The following is a 17739-nucleotide window of genomic DNA, read 5'->3' as shown; positions in this document are numbered from 1 at the left end:
CTGCCGAATTGTAACGTATCGTGTACCATTTCAGTTATTGCCCTTGTCTACTCTTTTGCAGTGTCATGTTAAAATGCAGGCTTTAAGACGCCTGCCATGTACAGTGACAGTCTATTCAGTGATAAGCTATTTGCAGCGCTTTCATCTTGTAGCTCATTCATATTGACTCTAAGCACGCCACAATTATAAGGAAAATAAAAATGATCACCAACTCTGTCTCAACACCTACCATTCCTACTGGTATTAGCGTACAAGACTTAACGCAGTTTTGCGATGACTACCTATCGGTTGGCGCGTTTAAAGACTATGCCCCAAACGGCTTACAAGTTGATGGTGGACGATCTGTTCAGCGTATTGTAACTGGAGTTACTGCCTGTGAAGCGCTGATCGATGCGGCTATCGCAGAAAATGCAGATGTTATTATGGTACATCATGGTTATTTTTGGAAAGGTGAACCCGCTCCTATTACGGGAATAAAAGGACGACGCATCCGCAAACTGATGCAACACGGCATCTCTATGATCGGTTATCACCTGCCTCTTGATGCGCATCCGATCATTGGCAACAATGCCAAACTCGCAGAACTACTGAATTTAACCGTCACTGGTGCGCTATACCCTCATGAGTCGCATCCTGTTGGCAATATCACTACTTGCCAGCCGCAAAGTGCAGGCAGTCTTATTGCTCACATCACTCAAGTATTGGGACGTACGCCATTACACATCTCAGCCAACTATCATGCCTCTAATGAGACCGACACCCGTACGGAGAATGAGCGAATGATTGAACGCATTGGTATCTGTACGGGCGGCGCGCAAGATATGATTGAGCAGGCAGCGATCATGGACTGTGATGCCTTTATCTCTGGAGAAATATCGGAGCGCACTACTCATATTGCTCGTGAGCTTGGCATAGATTATTTTGCCTGTGGTCATCATGCGACAGAACGCGGTGGTATCGAAGCATTGGGTCATGTGCTTGCTGATCATTTTGCGCTGCCTGTCACTTTTATTGATATTGAAAACCCTGCTTAAAAACATCATTATTGAATAGCATTTGGCGAAGACGTTTGAAAAAATAAGACAAAAATATTTATTTTTTGTCTTATCACACCTATTTTTATGACATTCATTTTTATAAACCCATGAATAATAACCCTATTTTTTACCGTCTATAGTTCTATTGTTAAGTTTTATCGCTTATTTCTTAACTCCTCTTGAATAATCTTATCAGTATCTACATATTACTCACTGAAGAAAGAACGTCTTGTCATGAGACTTCCCATTTATTATAGCTTCCGGTTATGGCGCTTTAATGAGAATAACTCTCTAATATCTTATTGCTTTGTGAGGTTTTAGAGTAGTTGTCCACTGACCTTTCACTGTCTCATATATTTTTAGCAGTGATTTTTGCCTTCATTTTGGCGTCTTAATAAGGGTGTTGCATACCTTGATTAATATTTTTGATTGATAGAAAGTTTTGATTGCTGTATTTATCTATCAAGGTTATTTGCTCATCCTTATACCTGAACAATGACATATCTGCACTTATTTGCTTTGTTATAAATGAATTTACAAGTAAATTGCCAAAGATATGAACGTATTGATATTCGAGCGACAGCGGTATGGTAATAATAATTGCCTTCGTTGGCTCATTGATATGCGGCGTTGTTTTGATAACTTATTCATGACCTTACCTATGTTTGATCTACCGTTGTTTTACTATTAATGCTATCTATTGTCGATGAGGGAATCATTCGATTTATATCCTTCACGTTGTTGTGCGTCCGGATTTTAAGGGCGATTTTTTAATCGCCCAAATTTATACCAATAGAGAGCGAATATATAAAACATCCCGCTACGTTATTAAGATAGGTAGTAGCGGATCGATGATAAAACAGAGTGATAATGTGCTTGTCTATCCGATAAGCACCCTGTCATTTGAAATGTGATAGTAATTTGCGCCTGTTGTATCCGCGTGATCAATGTACATTTTAGGGTAAGTAGGATGGCTAAAATCAGGAGACATCCATGCAGCGTATTACTTACCGTGTAAAGGTATCTGCGCAAGGGGCCAAACGCCGTATTTCTTATTTACTGCGTCCGACCAAACGCCGGCTCAACACTAAAAGTAACATCGTTTCATCCGTTACCCCTATTACTTCGACTCGTTTTTCCAAAACCAAGAAGTTGGCACAAATCTCTAGTATCGCCTTTCTCTCGCTCCCCGCTCAGAGTTTGACGACGATGGGCGTGCAAATGCCAGCTTATGATCATGTTATGCTCAACAATACGCTGACGATCGCTGCTGTCCCAGGCGATAGTACGTATTTTGCTACTGATGGTTTCCAACATGGTTTCGGTTTTGATTTGGTGCGTACCTATGCCGATGAGCTTGGTGTGGATATCAGTCTCAAAGCTTATGCTAATGAGGAAGCGGCACTAAAAGCCTTGAGATCAGGTAAAGCAGATATGGCGCTGACCACAGCCAGTACGCAACTAAAAAACAAGCTGAACTTGGCCTCTGTCAATGTCAGCTGCGGATATGACGCCAGTTTGACCAAAAACGGTCTGCACCCCAAGGTAAGCTGGACATTTGGTTCTTCAACTGACCCATTGTCAAAGAAAGCCAGTTATTTCTTATGTGATAGCATCAAGCTAAAAAACACTCAAAAGTTGGCGGCATTCTATAATCAAAACTTATTGAAAGATGCCTATAGTCAAGATCACTTCAAAAAGACATTGACAGAAAAGTTACCTGATTATCAATCTTCTTTTGAAGAACAGGCGCGCAATTATAACCATGATTGGGAGCTGCTTGTCGCAATGGGCTATCAAGAATCACATCTTGATGCCAATGCTGTCTCCCCGACTGGCGTGCGTGGACTTATGATGCTGACTAATAATACTGCTAAAGCCATGGGCGTTTCAGATCGCGTAGACCCTTATCAAAGTATCGGTGGCGGCGCGCGCTATTTAGAACAGGTAAAGAGTGAGTTTGCGGATGTACCAAAAACAGATCGTATCTGGTTTGCGCTTGCTGGTTACAATATGGGACCTAATGCGGTAAAAAGTATCCAGCGTAAATTGAGAGATCAAGGTATTGATGATAAAAGCTGGGCAAACGTTTATGCCTATTTAGCTGACAACAAAGCTTCTAATAGCCGTTACGGTCAGGCGATGCATTACGTCAGTAACATCAGAAGCTACCTTGAGACGATCAAGACCCAAACGGTTTAGCACAGACTTTTATCAATAATTTATAGATAAATAGTCCAATAAAAAAGCTGCTCTTTAAAGAGCAGCTTTTTTTATGCGCTAAGGCTTAAACCTCTAATCGATAAACTGGTATTAGCTTTACCTAATCCTCAATGACTAACGATTTGGTACTGTGAGACGTTGACCACGCTGTAACATAGTATTGGCAGCTATATTGTTCATCTCAGCCAACTCTTGTGTTGATACGCCATACTTACGTGCCAGTCCAATCAAGCTGTCGCCTGAACCTACAGTATAGCTGACGGTTGCCTTTGGTACTTTAAGTGTCTGTCCACGTTGCAGTTGGGCATTGGTTGCCATATTATTGGTCGCAGCCAAGTCTTCTACTGAGACGCCAAATTGACGGGCTAGAGCAATTAATCCATCACCTGATTTGACTTTGTAGCTTTCAGTGTTGCCCAGTTTTTTACCATTGCTAGTACTTGCTGTGCTAGTAGAATTACTGCTTTGCTTAGTACTGCTAGAAGCGCTAGAAGTTGTGACACTGCCACCGGCAGGAATCGTAATGGTACGACCCAATATGAGGTTGGAATTGGTTTTTAGATTGTTGGCAGCGGCCAATTCGCTGATGCCAATATTGTAGCGCTGCGCCACACCTGTCAACGTATCCCCTGACTTCACTTTATAGCTGACTTCTTTGTCGTTAAGCTGACGATCTACCAATTCTCTAGATACAGGTACTTTAATGGTCTGACCACGTTGCAAGCGTGCATTGGCATTAATATTACTATTGACTGCTGCGATATCCGCTGGGCTAACACCCACGCTATTAGCAATTCCGATTAAGGTATCGCCTGACTTAACTTTGTAGTTGGTCGTCGCTACCGAACTTGAGCTACTTACGTTACTACTTGCAGCAGACGTGGTGCTAGTAGCGGCGTTGAAATCAACACTAGCAGGTACTTTTAGTGTTTGACCAACATACAATGAGTCTGTGGCGCCAATACCATTAAGTGTGGCAAGTGTACTCGTTGGAACATTGAACTGACGCGCTAGTGCAATCAGACCATCCCCTGCTTTCACTTTATAGTTTTTGGTAGCTGTACTCGATTTACTTGGTTTACTAGATGGTGCAGCTGGGGTCACAGCAGGCGCAGATACTTTGCCTGGTATTAGCCATAGCTTTTGACCTCTGAGTAAGTCGGCACGGCTGCTAAGATTGTTATAACTGGCAAGCTGAGTGACTGACAAGCCAAAACGATTCGCTGTTCCAATTAAAGTGTCTCCGCCTTGTACCACATAACTTTCTGGTTGCTTAGCCGCTGCACTGCTCTCTGTACTCAAAGGCTCAATGGTTTTGGCATTATATAAATACAAGGTACTACCAGATAGCAGCTTAGCGTTCGCATCTATTTGGTTCCACTCTGCGATATCGCGCCAGTTCACGCCAGCACGACTGGCGATATTAGACAAAGTATCGCCACGTTTTACGGTATACGTTGTACGTGCGCCTTGTGGCTTAGGCTTGCTCGCTGAAGAATTTGCAAAACTCAGTTTCTTTTCTTCACCACTGGCTTCTAGGATAGATTGCTGTGTTTGTACTGCTGATAAGTTAATGTTGCCGTCTGCATTGATGACATTGGTTTCAGACGTACTGGTACGAATTTGATTGGCAATGAAGTCACGCTCTTCTTTGCTCAGCGGTGGCTCTTGAACAATCGTGTTATTCTGGGTAATTTGAGCAGAAGTGGTAGGCAAACTATTACTACTCTTAAGCTCAGCATTGATCTTGCTGGTTTCTGCATTGGTTAGTGGTGGCTCAGTACGGCTTGGCGTACTACTATTATAAGTAGAGCCACTGGTTGGTGTCACAGAGGGTGAGATGTAGCTTGTTGTTTGTTGAGGCACGCTGGCACTCGCCGCATAATCAGCCAATGCACTGCCAGTAGATGGCAAAGACGAGTTGGTATACGGTTTGCTATTGTAACTTGGCGTGGTCGTGGTGGCAGTTGGACTGCTCGTGTTATTAGAAGCCAATACGTTACCTGTACCGTTGCCTCTTAATGTGCTGAGCTTAGCATCTGCATTGAGACTGACGTCATTAGGAATAATGACACGCTGAGGACCTGAAGAGTCAACACGCCCAGAAGTCAGAGCCGTATTCAGTCTTTCTAGTTCATCATAACTCACACCAGTTAATTGTGCTACCTCAGCCAAACTTACTCCATAGTTTACTGGTACACTACGGAAATGCTGGCGGTTAGCAATAGCTGGTAAGTAGACACCATACTGCTCAGGCTTGGCAACGATTTCGGCAACTGCCAAAAAGCGCGGCACATAGTTCATGGTTTCAGTAGGCAGTCTGAGTGACCAGTAATCGGTTGGCAAACCCCGTGCAGCATTGGCATCGATCGCTTTTTGAACACGACCAGGACCGGCATTATATGCAGCGAGCGCAAGCTCCCAACTACCAAATTGATTATGCAATGCTGTCAAAAAGTCATAAGCGGCACGCGTAGACTCGATAACGTCACGGCGACCATCGTAAGTACCGCTTTGATTCAAACCATAAATTCGACCTGTACTTGGTATGAACTGCCACAGACCTGCCGCCGCCGCACTACTCGTACCACTTGGATCGTAAGAGCTCTCAATAACTGGTAATAAAGCAAGCTCTGTTGGAATATTACGGCGCTCCGCTTCTCTTACCGTATGATAAATATAGCGACTGGCACGCGCTGTCAAACGGTTTAGATAATCTTGACGACTGGTAAACCAGCTTTTTTGTCCTTCGATACGTTGGTTATAAATTGGCTGACCACCATTCATGCGATAACCAGCACGTAGACGATTCCATAAATCACCATATTGTTGTATCGCAAGTTTGTTACCTTCCACCATAGTCATGTCAGTGGCTTCTAGCAAATCTGCTAACTCATCCAAGCTTTCCGCATCCAAAAACGCAGTTGAATAATCATCACTGCTATTTGCTTTAGGTGCCTGATTAGAAGGACGCTTAACAAGAACAGATGAGCCATTGGTCACACCTTTATCTTTTACCGCTGACGTATTACTACAAGCACTGATAAGTAAAGTGGATACCGCAAGCGTCAATGGCAACGCGATAAATGAGCGAGATTTTGATAGCACAGTAGACATGATATTGGAAGTTTCCTAACGACAAGAAGTGATAAGATAAAGTTGTTTGGTAGTATAGTATGCAATGTAAAACAAAGACTACTTTAATATTAAAAGATAGTAGACAAAAGCTAGATCCGCATTCATATCAATAATTAGTTAATTGTAACTTGCGATACTGCCCGCAGCAGTACTGCATTGCCAGTTGCCACTGTCAAAGTCACTCTTGATGTCGTCACAAATGAAACCTTTTGACCATCTTTTACCCAGCTTTCATTGGTCGTGACATTTGCTTTGGCCTGTGTGCCAGTAATAACGATATTATCAACAGAAATATCATAATTATAATTGGACGTGTCATTCCAGCTATTCTGCAATAATTTTAGATAGGCATCTTTATCTAAACTGGTAGACTTACCCTTTCTAGATAATGAAATCAGTGCATCATCAGAAACCAGACGAGCAACTTGGTTAATACTCTGGCTATTCGCTGACGACTTCATGGCTGCTATATAGTCTAGTACCAAAGCTTCCGTCATGGTTGCTGCTTGGGCAGTGACACTTACTGTACTTACCGCTGCAGCAACTGCAGCGACGCTTGTGCCTTTTATCAATAGCGCGAGCCACTTTTTACCCCATAATTGTTTCATGGTAATCCTTAGAAACCCTTTTTTCATTGCAGTTAACATCATTGTATTTAAATAATGACAATCAATATTTTTCAGACTTTATATTTTTGTCACTTACCTTTAATACCGAAGATTCATTTCAATAATATGTCAATCGATATCTATGACAGCATACTTGTATCATAGAGTGAGCGTATCATTCAATTCTCACAGCTATGTGACGCCCTGTGTAATTATTGCGAAGACTAAAATACACAGGGTGTGTTATAGAACAATCTTTCCAGTTCCGATAACGCTGCATTCAAACCATCAAAAAAAAGCCTGATCCATCGAACGTACTATACAATTTGCAGCTTTATTCTTTTGTAGCTTAGCAACTTTGTCTTAAAGCTTACTACTACCACTAATGTCTTCGTATTCTTCATCATCGCTAAGCTTCATACCTAAACGCTCTACCCGTCTATCCATCATTTGACGAGCCAACGCTTGCATATCTTCAACGCGATCTATTTCATCTACAATTTCAAGACCCAATAAGGTTTCAAACACATCCTCTAGCGTGACCAAGCCTTTGACTTCACCGTACTCACCCACAGTAATGGCAATATGAATACGATTTTTTAGCATCAGCTCTAATAAATCAAACAGCTTCATTTTGGAGAATACAAAAGTAATTTCTCTTTTGAACTGTGTCAATGGCTTATGCATGGCATGGTTGACTTTCGCCAACAACATATCTGTTTTTAAGACAAAACCGGTAATGTTATCTAAATCACCTTCGTAAACTGGCAACCGTGAAAACGTAAGCTTCGGACGATCAACCAGTAACTCAGCCACCGTTTTATTTTCTTCAAACGCTAACATCACCGAACGCGGCGTCATAATGTCTTCAACCTTAATGGCACCAAACGCCAGTAAGTTACGAATAATACGCGACTCCAATGGATCAATTTGTCCTGACTCTTCACCAATACTGGCAAGTGCAGCAAACTCACGACGGCTAAACGCTTGAGGCTCTTTGCCACGCACAAGCAATTTTGTAAGTCGCTCTGAAATCCAAATCAAAGGATATAGCAGTAAAATAATACCTCGAACAAAGTAAGCGACAACGCCACTTATTTGACGCCAATACATGGTTCCTAATGTTTTTGGAATAATCTCAGATAAAAATAAAATCGCCAAGGTCATAAACGCAGAAAACAACCCAAACCATGCACTACCAAATACAATTGTGGCTTGCGCACCCGCTCCAATGGACCCCAATGTATGAGCCACTGTATTCAAAGTCAAAATAGCGGCCAAAGACTGATCGATATTGTCAACCTTCAGACGTCTTAGCATATTTGCTTTTTTTGGATTATGCTCTTGAATATCAGCAATGTACGACGGTGTCATACTCAATAATGCTGCTTCTGATAAAGAGCAAACAAACGAGATACCGATAGCGATGACCACAAAAAATATCAGTAAAAATATACTTGTGACCGTTGGGTCTGCTATTGCATCTGTCGCTACCGCACCTGCTGCAAAGGAAGAATAAGGCACTAGCAACATCAAAGATGCTATTAGCGCTGTTATTCCAAAAACTGACTGATAACGACTAAGCCGCATGGGATGATGTATCGTCGGAGGAGGTTTGGCAGACGCTTTTTTATGAGCGCGTGAACGACGTAAACGAGGTATAAACATAAGAGTGTTAAACAAGTTAGGGGACCTAAACAGAAAAAAGGAAAAGGGATATAATAAGTAAGTTAAATCAGACAACAAAATCACTTGTCAAAATAGGTCAAGATGTCTGTAAAAACAATGACCAATAGCCGCTCAAAAAAGATTTGTGACTTCATACTAGAACTTTATCACATCTCAGTAGATTGCATGCTAAATACAAGTAATTATTACCATTTGATAGTAGCATTGATGATAGCATTTCACAATAAGTCGCTATTTTTGAGCTTTGATTTTTTAACGTTTCTTATCATATAGCCTTACCTATTAGTCATCAAATACTTAGAATTTGATATACTTTCAAAAATTTGGCAGCACTGTCTAGGTAGAATTACTGATTGGCAGGACAAGTATGAATTATCAGTATACTGTTAACTCAATAAAAACGTACTTCGCCTATGATTAACAGTTACCAAGACTGAGATTTTTTGTTACTATGCGTTTAATTTTATTATTATCTATGACTTACTGAGAGAAATTATGTTTTTATTCATTCAAGCCGCTCATGCTGCTGAAACTGCTGGTGCAGCATCGTTATTCGGTCAGATCCTATTACCAGTCGCTTTCTTTGCCATTTTTTACTTCTTGGTGATTCGTCCACAATCTAAGCGCACCAAAGAGCATCGTGCGATGGTCAATGCATTAACGGTTGGCAGCGAAATCATCTTTGCTGGTGGCTTGATGGGTCGTATTAAAGCGATAGAAGGCGACTATGCTGTCGTAAGCTTAAACAACAACACTGATGTAAAAGTACAACGTGCTTCTGTTATCTCAGTATTGCCTGCTGGCACGATCGAAAGCGTTTAATCATCAATAGTATTTTATTGATGGTGATTTGATGGTCGTATTATCAGTATGTGCAATGATTCAAAATGACCGTAGATGATTTACGGTCATTTTTTGCTATAAAACAGAGATTTAAATCGAATTTGTAGACTTAGAACGATCCGTCCGTACTCTGTTGAGTGACTGTTTTTATAGATCGTATCTGTTATATTTTTAATGACTATATAAAGATACGACTGTATCATTTGCCTTTCTGTTTTACGTTTTATTATTATCGCGGATGATTGCAATGGTGTTGAATAAATAATGCTTAACATAGCATTTGACCATTGTTATCGCTAACTTCCCATCTGCTAACTTGTGGCTCATGTCGCCAGTTGTTTATCAACTTAAAGAAGTGATTATGCAATATCCCGCTTGGAAATACTTACTTATTACCGTCGTGCTAATCATTGCCGGTCTATATGCTGCTCCTAACTTATACCCTGACGAACCTGCTGTGCAGATTACTAGTGCGGCAGCAGGTACACAGCTGTCTGAAGGTATTTTGACCCAGTCTCAAAGCTTACTCGAGGAGGCAGGTCTTGAAAACCATAATGGCACATTTGAGGACAACAGTGCACTGGTGCGTCTCAACAATCCAGTCGATCAGCTGAAAGCTCAAGAAGTACTACGTCAAAAATTGGGCGAAGACTACGTGGTCGCGCTGAATTTAGCGCAGACTACCCCGCAATGGCTACGTGATATTGGTGCAAGACCAATGAAGCTTGGCCTTGATTTACGCGGCGGTGTACGTTTTGTACTAGAAGTCGATATGGATAAAGCGCTCGAACAACGCTTGAATAGTGCCAGTCGTGATGTGCGTCGTGACCTACGTGCTGAAAAGGTTGCAATTAAAGGTATTAAGACTGAAAGTCAAAGCATAGTATTGCATTTTGCTGATACAGATGCGCGTAACCGTGCACAGAACGTTCTACAAAGCTCGATGGGTAGTACATTTAGTTTACAATCCTCTATTGATGCTCAAGGCCCTGCTTTAATCTTAGCATATAATGAAGCTACGCTTGATGAGATCAATAGCTACGCAGTCAATCAAAACTTAACGACCCTACGCAACCGTATTGCCGAGCTTGGCGTTACAGAAGCCTTGGTACAGTCACAAGGTGCCAGTCGTATTGTAGTAGAGCTACCAGGTGTACAAGATACAGCTGAAGCTAAGCGTGTTCTTGGCCGTACCGCAAACCTTGAGTTCCGTATGGTCGCCGAAAACAGTGAAAACTACACTGGTGGGATTCCTCCAGCGGGTACTGAAGCGTTTCCATTTGAAACCCTAGATGGCCCACCTGTACTGTTACAGCGCCAAGCAATTGTCACTGGTGATAAAGTCACCAACGCTCAAACAGGTGTTGATGAAAACGGTTCTCCTGAAGTTAGCATCACTTTAGATAGTGCGGGCGGCAAGCTGATGCAAAACGCCACGCGTACTGCAGTCGGTAAGCAGATGGCAGTATTGTTTATCGAAAATAAGCAAAGAATTACTTATGAAGAAGATCCAGCAACTGGAGAAACTGTCGAAGTAAGAACGCCTTACGCCGAAACTAAAGTCATTAACCGTGCCAATATTCAAGCGGTGCTTGGCTCTTCTTTCCGAATTACTGGTTTGGATAGTACTGCTGAAGCAGCAGAACTTGCACTTTTATTACGTTCAGGCGCACTTGCTGCACCAATGTACTTTGTAGAAGAGCGCACTATTGGTCCATCATTAGGTCAAGAGAATATTGATAAAGGTCTATTTTCTACTCAGATCGGTTATCTATTGGTCTTTGCCTTTATGATTATTTTCTACCGTCTGTTTGGTGTAATTGCTAACGTGGCACTTGCTGTGAACGTCATTATCATCATTGCCATTATGTCGATCTTAGGCTCATCACTAACGTTACCTGGTATCGCTGGTATTGTTTTAACCATCGGTATGGCAGTTGATGCCAACGTACTGATTTTTGAGCGAATACGAGAAGAACTTGCAAATGGAGTACGGCCAAAGTCCGCCATCGTAGCAGGTTTTGATCGAGCCTTTAGTAGTATTTTCGATGCCAACATCACTACCCTATTAATTGCTTTTATCCTATTTGCCATTGGTACGGGTCCGATTAAAGGCTTTGCGGTTACATTGGCTATTGGTATTGTCAGCTCGCTATTTACCGCTATTATGGTGACGCGTGCGCTGGTACAAATTGCTTATGGTAAGCGTAAATCTATCAAACGTTTGAGCATCGGTTAGGAGAATATTATGACGATTGATAAGAATAATCCTTTAGAACAACAAAACAATCCAGATCGAGACGGTTCAAATGGCTCGAATGTTGACGCAAGCACACGTCGCCGTAAAAAACCACGTCGCAACGGCAAAGGTAGCAATACCCAAACCAACAATTTTACTGCCGAGTCAACGACAAGCAAGTCTCGTCGCAGTGGTAAAGGTAGCGAAAAAGACAGTAAGGCATTGGCAACTCAGGTAACTGATCCAAACTTACCGTCAAGTGACGCTGCCGATGATGCAGCTGCAGCTGCTGAAGGTGGTATCAAAGCGGTAGGTGATCAGCGTATCATTCCATTTCTGAAGATAGAAAAGCCAATGATATTTCTATCTTTGTTTCTTGTGATTGGTAGTATTATTGCGATTGCAGTCAATGGCTTGAACTTGGGTCTTGATTTTACTGGCGGCGTCTCAGCAGATGTGCGTTATGAGCAGCCCGTCGAGCAGGTTGAAGTGGTACAATCATTGGCTGATAATGGTTTTGATGATGCAGTAGTACAGTATCTCGGCACTCGAGAAGAGCTATTGATTCGCCTTCCTCCCCAATCGGATAGCGTTGACGGATTGAATGCTAGCCTTAACGAAGCGCTGTCTCTACCTAATAATGACGTCGAAATCAGTAATGTTAATATTATTGGTAGCCAAGTTGGTAATGAAATTTACCTAAACTCAGTTATGTCACTCGTGTTGGCGTTGGTATGTATGTTGGGCTATGTTGCCTTACGTTTCCAGTTCAAACTCGCTCTTGGCGCCGTACTATCGCTGTTTCATGATGCTATCGTAACCATTGGTGTCTTTGCCCTATTTGGTTTTCCTTTCGACTTAACCGTTTTGGCAGCTGTCTTGGCATTGGTCGGTTACTCTATCAATGATACGATTGTCGTGTATGACCGTATCCGTGAGAATTTCCGTCGTGTCCGCGGTATCACACCGCGTCAGACTATTGACTTGTCATTGACAGAGACACTACGTCGTACCATTATGACAATCTCTACCGTGTTATTGGTGGTTTTAGCGATGTTGTTCCTAGGCGGCGATGGCTTGTTCTGGTTCTCAGTGGCATTGTTTATCGGGTTATTGGCGGGTACTTACTCATCAACTTATATTGCCAGCTCAATCCCATTACGTATGGGTCTGTCTCGCGATGATTTCATTGTCAAAGTAAAACCAGAGTTCGAAGAAGAAATTGTTACTTTTAATGATCCAAAAATGTTCGAGCAAGAAAAAATTTAACACTCTCAATATTTAGCTGATTGCAAAAAAATGACTGTTAAATCGAAGCACCTGACTCATGAATAATGGGTCTAGGTGCTTTTATCTTTATGGCTATTTTTTTAATTATCAAACATGCTATGGCGATCTGGTGATTTGATTAACTGACAACCTTAATTAACTAACCGCACTCTCTTTATTACCTAAATATAAACGAGCCGCAAATGTCCATTACTACACCGCCCTCTAGTACGATGCCACCGATTGATACCAGATATGCGCGGATCATTGCTATTGCTTTGCCAGTATTATTGGCCAACTTAGCCATGCCACTACAAAGTGTGATCGATACGGCAATCGTCGGTAACATGAATGAAACTGCCAAACTTGCTGGGATGGGTCTCGCCATACAATTGCTGTCCTTATTACTCGTCAGCTTTAACTTTTTGCAATACGCCTCCTCTGGACTGTCGGCTCAAGCAATTGGACAACTGGCTGGTCATAGTAATGGCTCTGTCCAAGAGACAAATGATTCATCAAACATAATTCCATCGCCTCTACTTTCTATCTTACAGCGTGCCTTACTATTAGCATTTGTCATTGGCGCTATTTTACTATTGGCAAAGCCTTGGATCATTGACTTTGGTTTACAAGCATTATCAGCAAATCCTGAAAGTGGTCTTGCTGCAAAAACCTATTTGGATGTAAGATTTTGGGGTGTGATAGCTGAATTGATGAACTTTGCTTTTATCGGTTGGTTTGCAGGCCAAGGTAAAACACGTTATATGCTGTATCAACAAGGTTTTATTGCCATACTAAATATTATTTTAACCCTATTTTTTGTGTTTGGTCTGCAAATGGGCTTGGTTGGTGTGGCATTGGGTACTACTATTGCGTTTTGGTCAGGTGTTCTACTAGCACTATGGCTAAGCCGTCAACATTTAGGAATATCTTGGACAGAATTATTTCAAGCTGATGCTAAGTATTTTACCAAGGAGAAGATACTTAGGCTATTTTCTCTGAATAAAGATATTTTTATTCGCACTCTCATCTTGACCCTTAGTTTTGCTTGGATCACCCGACTATCAGCCCAAAGTGGAGATGTAATACTGGCAGCCAATGCTATCTTACTTCAAGTGCTTAGCATCTCCGCTTTTGCCCTTGATGGCGTAGCGGTATCTGCTGAAACTTTGAGCGGACAAGCAGCAGGACGGCGAGACTGGCCACGTTTTCGCCTTATTGTTAAGCGAACGGGAATTGTTAGCTATGGACTTGCTATAATTCTAAGCACCATATGGTGGCTTTTGATGCCAACTTATTTACAATTGATGACCAATATTGACACCGTTTTTGCCCTTGCTAATGACTATCGTCTGTACGCTGTCTTGCTACCACTCGTGGGTGTGGGAGCATATTGGCTAGACGGTATATTTTTTGGCTTAACGGCTGGTAGTGTGATTCGCAATGCCGCCTTAATACTTGCTGCCATCTTCTTCCCATTAAGCTGGTTACTGTATCAACAATGGGATATGACAGGTATTTGGCTGAGCGTATGGTGTCTCCTACTACTAAGACTCTTTATTTTGGGTATCTTTTTATATCGTGCTCACCAGACAGGCAGCTATGAAAAGCTACAGCCCACTGTGTGATATTTGCTTAATAAACATGCTCTTGTCTAAATGAATTTTTTAATTCAGTATTTTTGATAATGCTTAATTTTCGATTAACCAATTTAACAACCAAAGAATAATAGTAAAAAACTAGGATGTTACGTGACGACTCGCTCAAATGAATTAAATCAACCGTTTGAAACCAACTATGATTGGGTTGAAGGCTTTAAAAAAAGTCTGCCAGTAGCCATGGGGTATTTACCCGCAGGCATCGCTTTTGGCGTACTGGCGCAAGTTGCTGGTATCCCTATATGGGCAGTAATGATGCTCAGTATCGTTTTGTATGCTGGTGCAGCTCAGTATGCTTGCTTACCTATGCTAAGCGCTGGTTTGCCGATTGGTAACATCGCCACCAATATTGCCGCCATCAACTTGCGTCATGTGTTCTATGGTATGCCGTTACTGAATTACTTACCCAAGCAAAAGCTTGCCAAAGCCTATTGTTTATTTGCATTGACTGACGAGACTTTCTCAGTCATAACCAGCCTACCTAACGAATCAAAACAGGCGTTGATGTTGCCCATAAGTCTGTTTAATCAAAGTTGGTGGGTGTTGGCAAGCTTGGTTGGCGTAATAATTGGAGGTGCGCTTAGTGACTTGGTGCCACACTTAGATTTTGCATTGGTTTGTTTGTTTGCCATTTTGGCTTATGAGCAGTTTCAAAGCATCAAACGCTATTTCCCTATTGTTATTGCTGTCGTTTCTTTAGCCATTGCCTCTTTATTTACGAGTAATTGGTTATTACTGGTGGCTATCACCATTTGTATGGTGATGATTTTAGTACGTGGTATTTGGACACAGCACAATGTAACAGGAGGAACTCATGAGCAGTAGTTATCTTATTTTTGCTACTTTTGCGATGGCGGCTGTTACTTTTGTCACTCGTGCATTGCCTGCTTTGATACCAAAAAAACTTCTAGATACGCCTTGGCTGCATCGGTTGAATGAGAGTCTACCCCTTTCTGTTATGGTACTACTTATTTTAACCAGTCTCTCTTATCAAGGCTTGTCTGCTACTAATGGTATCAAGAGTGCAGAGTTACACTTATTGATGGCACAAGTTGGTGCTCTATTTTTGGTCTTACTCGTTTATCATGTTAGCCGTCATTTGCTGGTCAGCATGGTCGTTGGTATTGCGGCAATCAATGGTCTATTATGGGTGTTTACTCATTTTTTAAGCTAAGCATAATCTCATATTGAATACTTTAATGAAGTCAGTTAATCGCAGCTTGTATTAAGTAAAGCATCAGTAAAGTATGAAATATAGCTTAGTCATATTTTGGACAAAAAAAAGCTGCATTCTAATGAAGATGCAGCCTTTTTTTGGAATTATTTTCTAGCTAGAACTATTTACATCTCTTCAACACCTGTCATATCGACTGGTGTATCAGCGACTATTTGTACGCCTTTTTTACCTGTCTTGGCAGTATCACTACGCTGTTTTTGTAGATGATCAAGGTAGGCTTCATTGATTTGACCCGTGATATAACAACCATTAAAGACGGCACAATCAAAGCCTTCAACTCTACTGTGCTTGGTGTCTTTGACGGCATCAATCAAATCGTCTAAGTCTTGGAAAATTAGACGATCAGCACCAATAATGTCTCGTACCTCTTCTGTGGTATGACCTGACGCAATCAGCTCACTACGCACAGGCATATCAATACCATAGACATTTGGGTATTTTACTGGTGGCGCTGCACTTGCAAAGAATACTTTATTAGCACCCGCGTCTCGAGCCATTTGAATAATCTCATGACACGTCGTACCACGAACGATAGAATCATCTACCAACAGTACGTTTTTACCTTTGAATTCTAACGGTACCGCACTGAGCTTTTGACGAACCGACTTTTTGCGTTGCTGTTGGCCTGGCATGATAAACGTACGACCGATATAGCGGTTTTTCATAAACCCTTCACGGTATTTAACATTCATCTTCAGCGCCAACTCCATCGCAGAAGTGCGCGACGTATCTGGAATAGGAATGACGACATCGATATCGTGATCTTCACCCCATTCAGCCAAAATTTTATCTGCCAGTTTTTCACCCATGCGTAGGCGTGACTTATAGACAGAGATATTGTCCATGATTGAATCTGGACGAGCAAAATAAACATATTCGAAGATACAAGGTGTGTATTCTTTTGGCTCTACACATTGATGCGTATGAAGCTTATGGTCTAAATCGATAAAAATGGCTTCCCCTGGCTTCACATCACGAATAATGCTAAAGCCTGAACCTGTCAATGCGACTGATTCTGAGGCAACCATATACTCAGTGCCACCATTTTCTGCCATACGTTTACCAAAGATAAGCGGACGAATACCATTCGGGTCACGAAAAGCCAATAAGCCATGACCGGTAATCAAAGCCACTACTCCATAAGCGCCTTCACAGCGACTATAGACAGCTTTTACTGCTTCAAAAATATCATCAGCTGTTGGATTGGTTTTACCCAAATTTTGCATTTCATGAGCAAGTACGTTTAGTAATACTTCAGAATCTGAGTCAGTATTGAGATGGCGACGATCTTCAATATACAGTGATTTAGCCAAGCTCTCAGCGTTGGTCAAGTTACCATTGTGAGCAAGCGTGATGCCATAAGGCGAGTTAACATAAAATGGCTGAGCTTCAGCACTACTAGACGTACCCGCGGTTGGATAACGTACATGACCGATACCAAACTTACCAACCAATTTCATCATATGATGATTCATGAAGACGTCACGAACCATACCATTTTCTTTACGTAGATAAAGTCGTCCATCCTGCAAAGTAACGATACCTGCTGCGTCTTGGCCGCGATGCTGTAGCATCGTTAAACCATCATAAAGAATCTGATTGACTGGCTCATGAGCTGCAACCCCAATGACTCCACACATAGTTATATCCTATTTTGACCCATACATTAGTATTACAATAACGGTAATTTTTGACAGCACGCTAGTAAACATTTGAGCTGTCAGTCACCGCTGACCTGATGATGTTAAACGTTTAAAAAGTATATATATCTTTGATTGTTAGAAAAATGAGCTATCGA

The 17739-nt window shown here is 41.7% G+C and carries 12 protein-coding genes; 8 read left to right on the top strand and 4 right to left on the bottom strand.

Features of this window, described 5'->3' with window-relative positions; translation table 11 throughout:
- Positions 1-200: 200 nt before the first annotated feature.
- Positions 201-1034: a Nif3-like dinuclear metal center hexameric protein gene (locus A3K91_RS05440; protein ID WP_062844349.1), complete on the top strand. Its 834-nt coding sequence runs from the start codon at positions 201-203 to the stop codon at positions 1032-1034.
- Positions 1035-2030: 996 nt separating this feature from the next.
- Complete coding sequence (locus tag A3K91_RS05435) at positions 2031-3239, top strand: transglycosylase SLT domain-containing protein (protein WP_062844348.1); 1209 nt, start codon at positions 2031-2033, stop codon at positions 3237-3239.
- Between the two features lie 135 nt (positions 3240-3374).
- Here the strand turns inward: A3K91_RS05435 and A3K91_RS05430 are convergent, their stop codons facing one another.
- The 3 genes from A3K91_RS05430 to A3K91_RS05420 form a co-directional block, all read right to left on the bottom strand.
- Positions 3375-6377, bottom strand: a complete 3003-nt coding sequence (locus A3K91_RS05430) for a LysM peptidoglycan-binding domain-containing protein (RefSeq protein WP_062844347.1) — start codon at positions 6375-6377, stop codon at positions 3375-3377.
- A gap of 134 nt (positions 6378-6511) precedes the next feature.
- A complete protein-coding gene (locus A3K91_RS05425) occupies positions 6512-7006 on the bottom strand; it encodes a hypothetical protein (RefSeq protein ID WP_062844346.1) in 495 nt (164 codons plus the stop codon).
- A gap of 363 nt (positions 7007-7369) precedes the next feature.
- Complete coding sequence (locus A3K91_RS05420) at positions 7370-8674, bottom strand: hemolysin family protein (protein WP_084387271.1); 1305 nt, start codon at positions 8672-8674, stop codon at positions 7370-7372.
- 516 nt (positions 8675-9190) lie between these two features.
- On the opposite strand from A3K91_RS05420, the gene yajC reads away from it, so the two are divergent.
- The 6 genes from yajC (at position 9191) to A3K91_RS05390 (ending at position 15878) form a co-directional block, all read left to right on the top strand.
- The gene (gene yajC / locus A3K91_RS05415; protein ID WP_062844345.1) at positions 9191-9517 is read left to right on the top strand and encodes a preprotein translocase subunit YajC; all 327 of its coding nucleotides are present in this window, start codon (positions 9191-9193) and stop codon (positions 9515-9517) included.
- A 382-nt stretch (positions 9518-9899) separates the two neighbouring features.
- The gene (gene secD / locus A3K91_RS05410) at positions 9900-11777 is read left to right on the top strand and encodes a protein translocase subunit SecD (protein ID WP_062844344.1); all 1878 of its coding nucleotides are present in this window, start codon (positions 9900-9902) and stop codon (positions 11775-11777) included.
- 9 nt (positions 11778-11786) lie between these two features.
- Positions 11787-13046 carry a protein translocase subunit SecF gene (secF, locus tag A3K91_RS05405; protein WP_062844343.1) on the top strand — a complete coding sequence of 420 codons (1260 nt, stop codon included), beginning with the start codon at positions 11787-11789 and terminating at the stop codon, positions 13044-13046.
- Between the two features lie 203 nt (positions 13047-13249).
- Entirely contained in the window at positions 13250-14674 is a 1425-nt protein-coding gene (locus A3K91_RS05400) for an MATE family efflux transporter (RefSeq protein WP_062844342.1), read from the top strand.
- Between the two features lie 123 nt (positions 14675-14797).
- Positions 14798-15529, top strand: coding sequence for an AzlC family ABC transporter permease (locus A3K91_RS05395; protein ID WP_062844341.1), 732 nt, complete (start codon positions 14798-14800; stop codon positions 15527-15529).
- A complete protein-coding gene (locus A3K91_RS05390) occupies positions 15519-15878 on the top strand; it encodes an AzlD domain-containing protein (RefSeq protein WP_062844340.1) in 360 nt (119 codons plus the stop codon). The genes A3K91_RS05395 and A3K91_RS05390 overlap by 11 nt, the downstream gene beginning before the upstream one ends.
- A gap of 167 nt (positions 15879-16045) precedes the next feature.
- On the opposite strand, the gene purF is transcribed toward A3K91_RS05390, so the two are convergent.
- Positions 16046-17581 (bottom strand): amidophosphoribosyltransferase, encoded by a 1536-nt coding sequence (gene purF / locus A3K91_RS05385; RefSeq protein ID WP_062844339.1) that lies wholly within the window; start codon positions 17579-17581, stop codon positions 16046-16048.
- Between the last annotated feature and the right edge of the window lie 158 nt (positions 17582-17739).

This window comes from Psychrobacter alimentarius (assembly GCF_001606025.1).
GTDB lineage: Bacteria > Pseudomonadota > Gammaproteobacteria > Pseudomonadales > Moraxellaceae > Psychrobacter > Psychrobacter alimentarius.
Note: the sequence above shows the minus strand (reverse complement) of the source record. Positions and strands in the feature narration are given on the sequence as shown.

Coding starts and splice junctions, on each gene's coding strand:
- A3K91_RS05440 (WP_062844349.1), top strand. CDS start 201: ATGATCACCAACTCTGTCTCAACACCTACCATTCCTACTGGTATTAGC.
- A3K91_RS05435 (WP_062844348.1), top strand. CDS start 2,031: ATGCAGCGTATTACTTACCGTGTAAAGGTATCTGCGCAAGGGGCCAAA.
- A3K91_RS05430 (WP_062844347.1), bottom strand. CDS start 6,377: ATGTCTACTGTGCTATCAAAATCTCGCTCATTTATCGCGTTGCCATTG.
- A3K91_RS05425 (WP_062844346.1), bottom strand. CDS start 7,006: ATGAAACAATTATGGGGTAAAAAGTGGCTCGCGCTATTGATAAAAGGC.
- A3K91_RS05420 (WP_084387271.1), bottom strand. CDS start 8,674: ATGTTTATACCTCGTTTACGTCGTTCACGCGCTCATAAAAAAGCGTCT.
- yajC (WP_062844345.1), top strand. CDS start 9,191: ATGTTTTTATTCATTCAAGCCGCTCATGCTGCTGAAACTGCTGGTGCA.
- secD (WP_062844344.1), top strand. CDS start 9,900: ATGCAATATCCCGCTTGGAAATACTTACTTATTACCGTCGTGCTAATC.
- secF (WP_062844343.1), top strand. CDS start 11,787: ATGACGATTGATAAGAATAATCCTTTAGAACAACAAAACAATCCAGAT.
- A3K91_RS05400 (WP_062844342.1), top strand. CDS start 13,250: ATGTCCATTACTACACCGCCCTCTAGTACGATGCCACCGATTGATACC.
- A3K91_RS05390 (WP_062844340.1), top strand. CDS start 15,519: ATGAGCAGTAGTTATCTTATTTTTGCTACTTTTGCGATGGCGGCTGTT.
- purF (WP_062844339.1), bottom strand. CDS start 17,581: ATGTGTGGAGTCATTGGGGTTGCAGCTCATGAGCCAGTCAATCAGATT.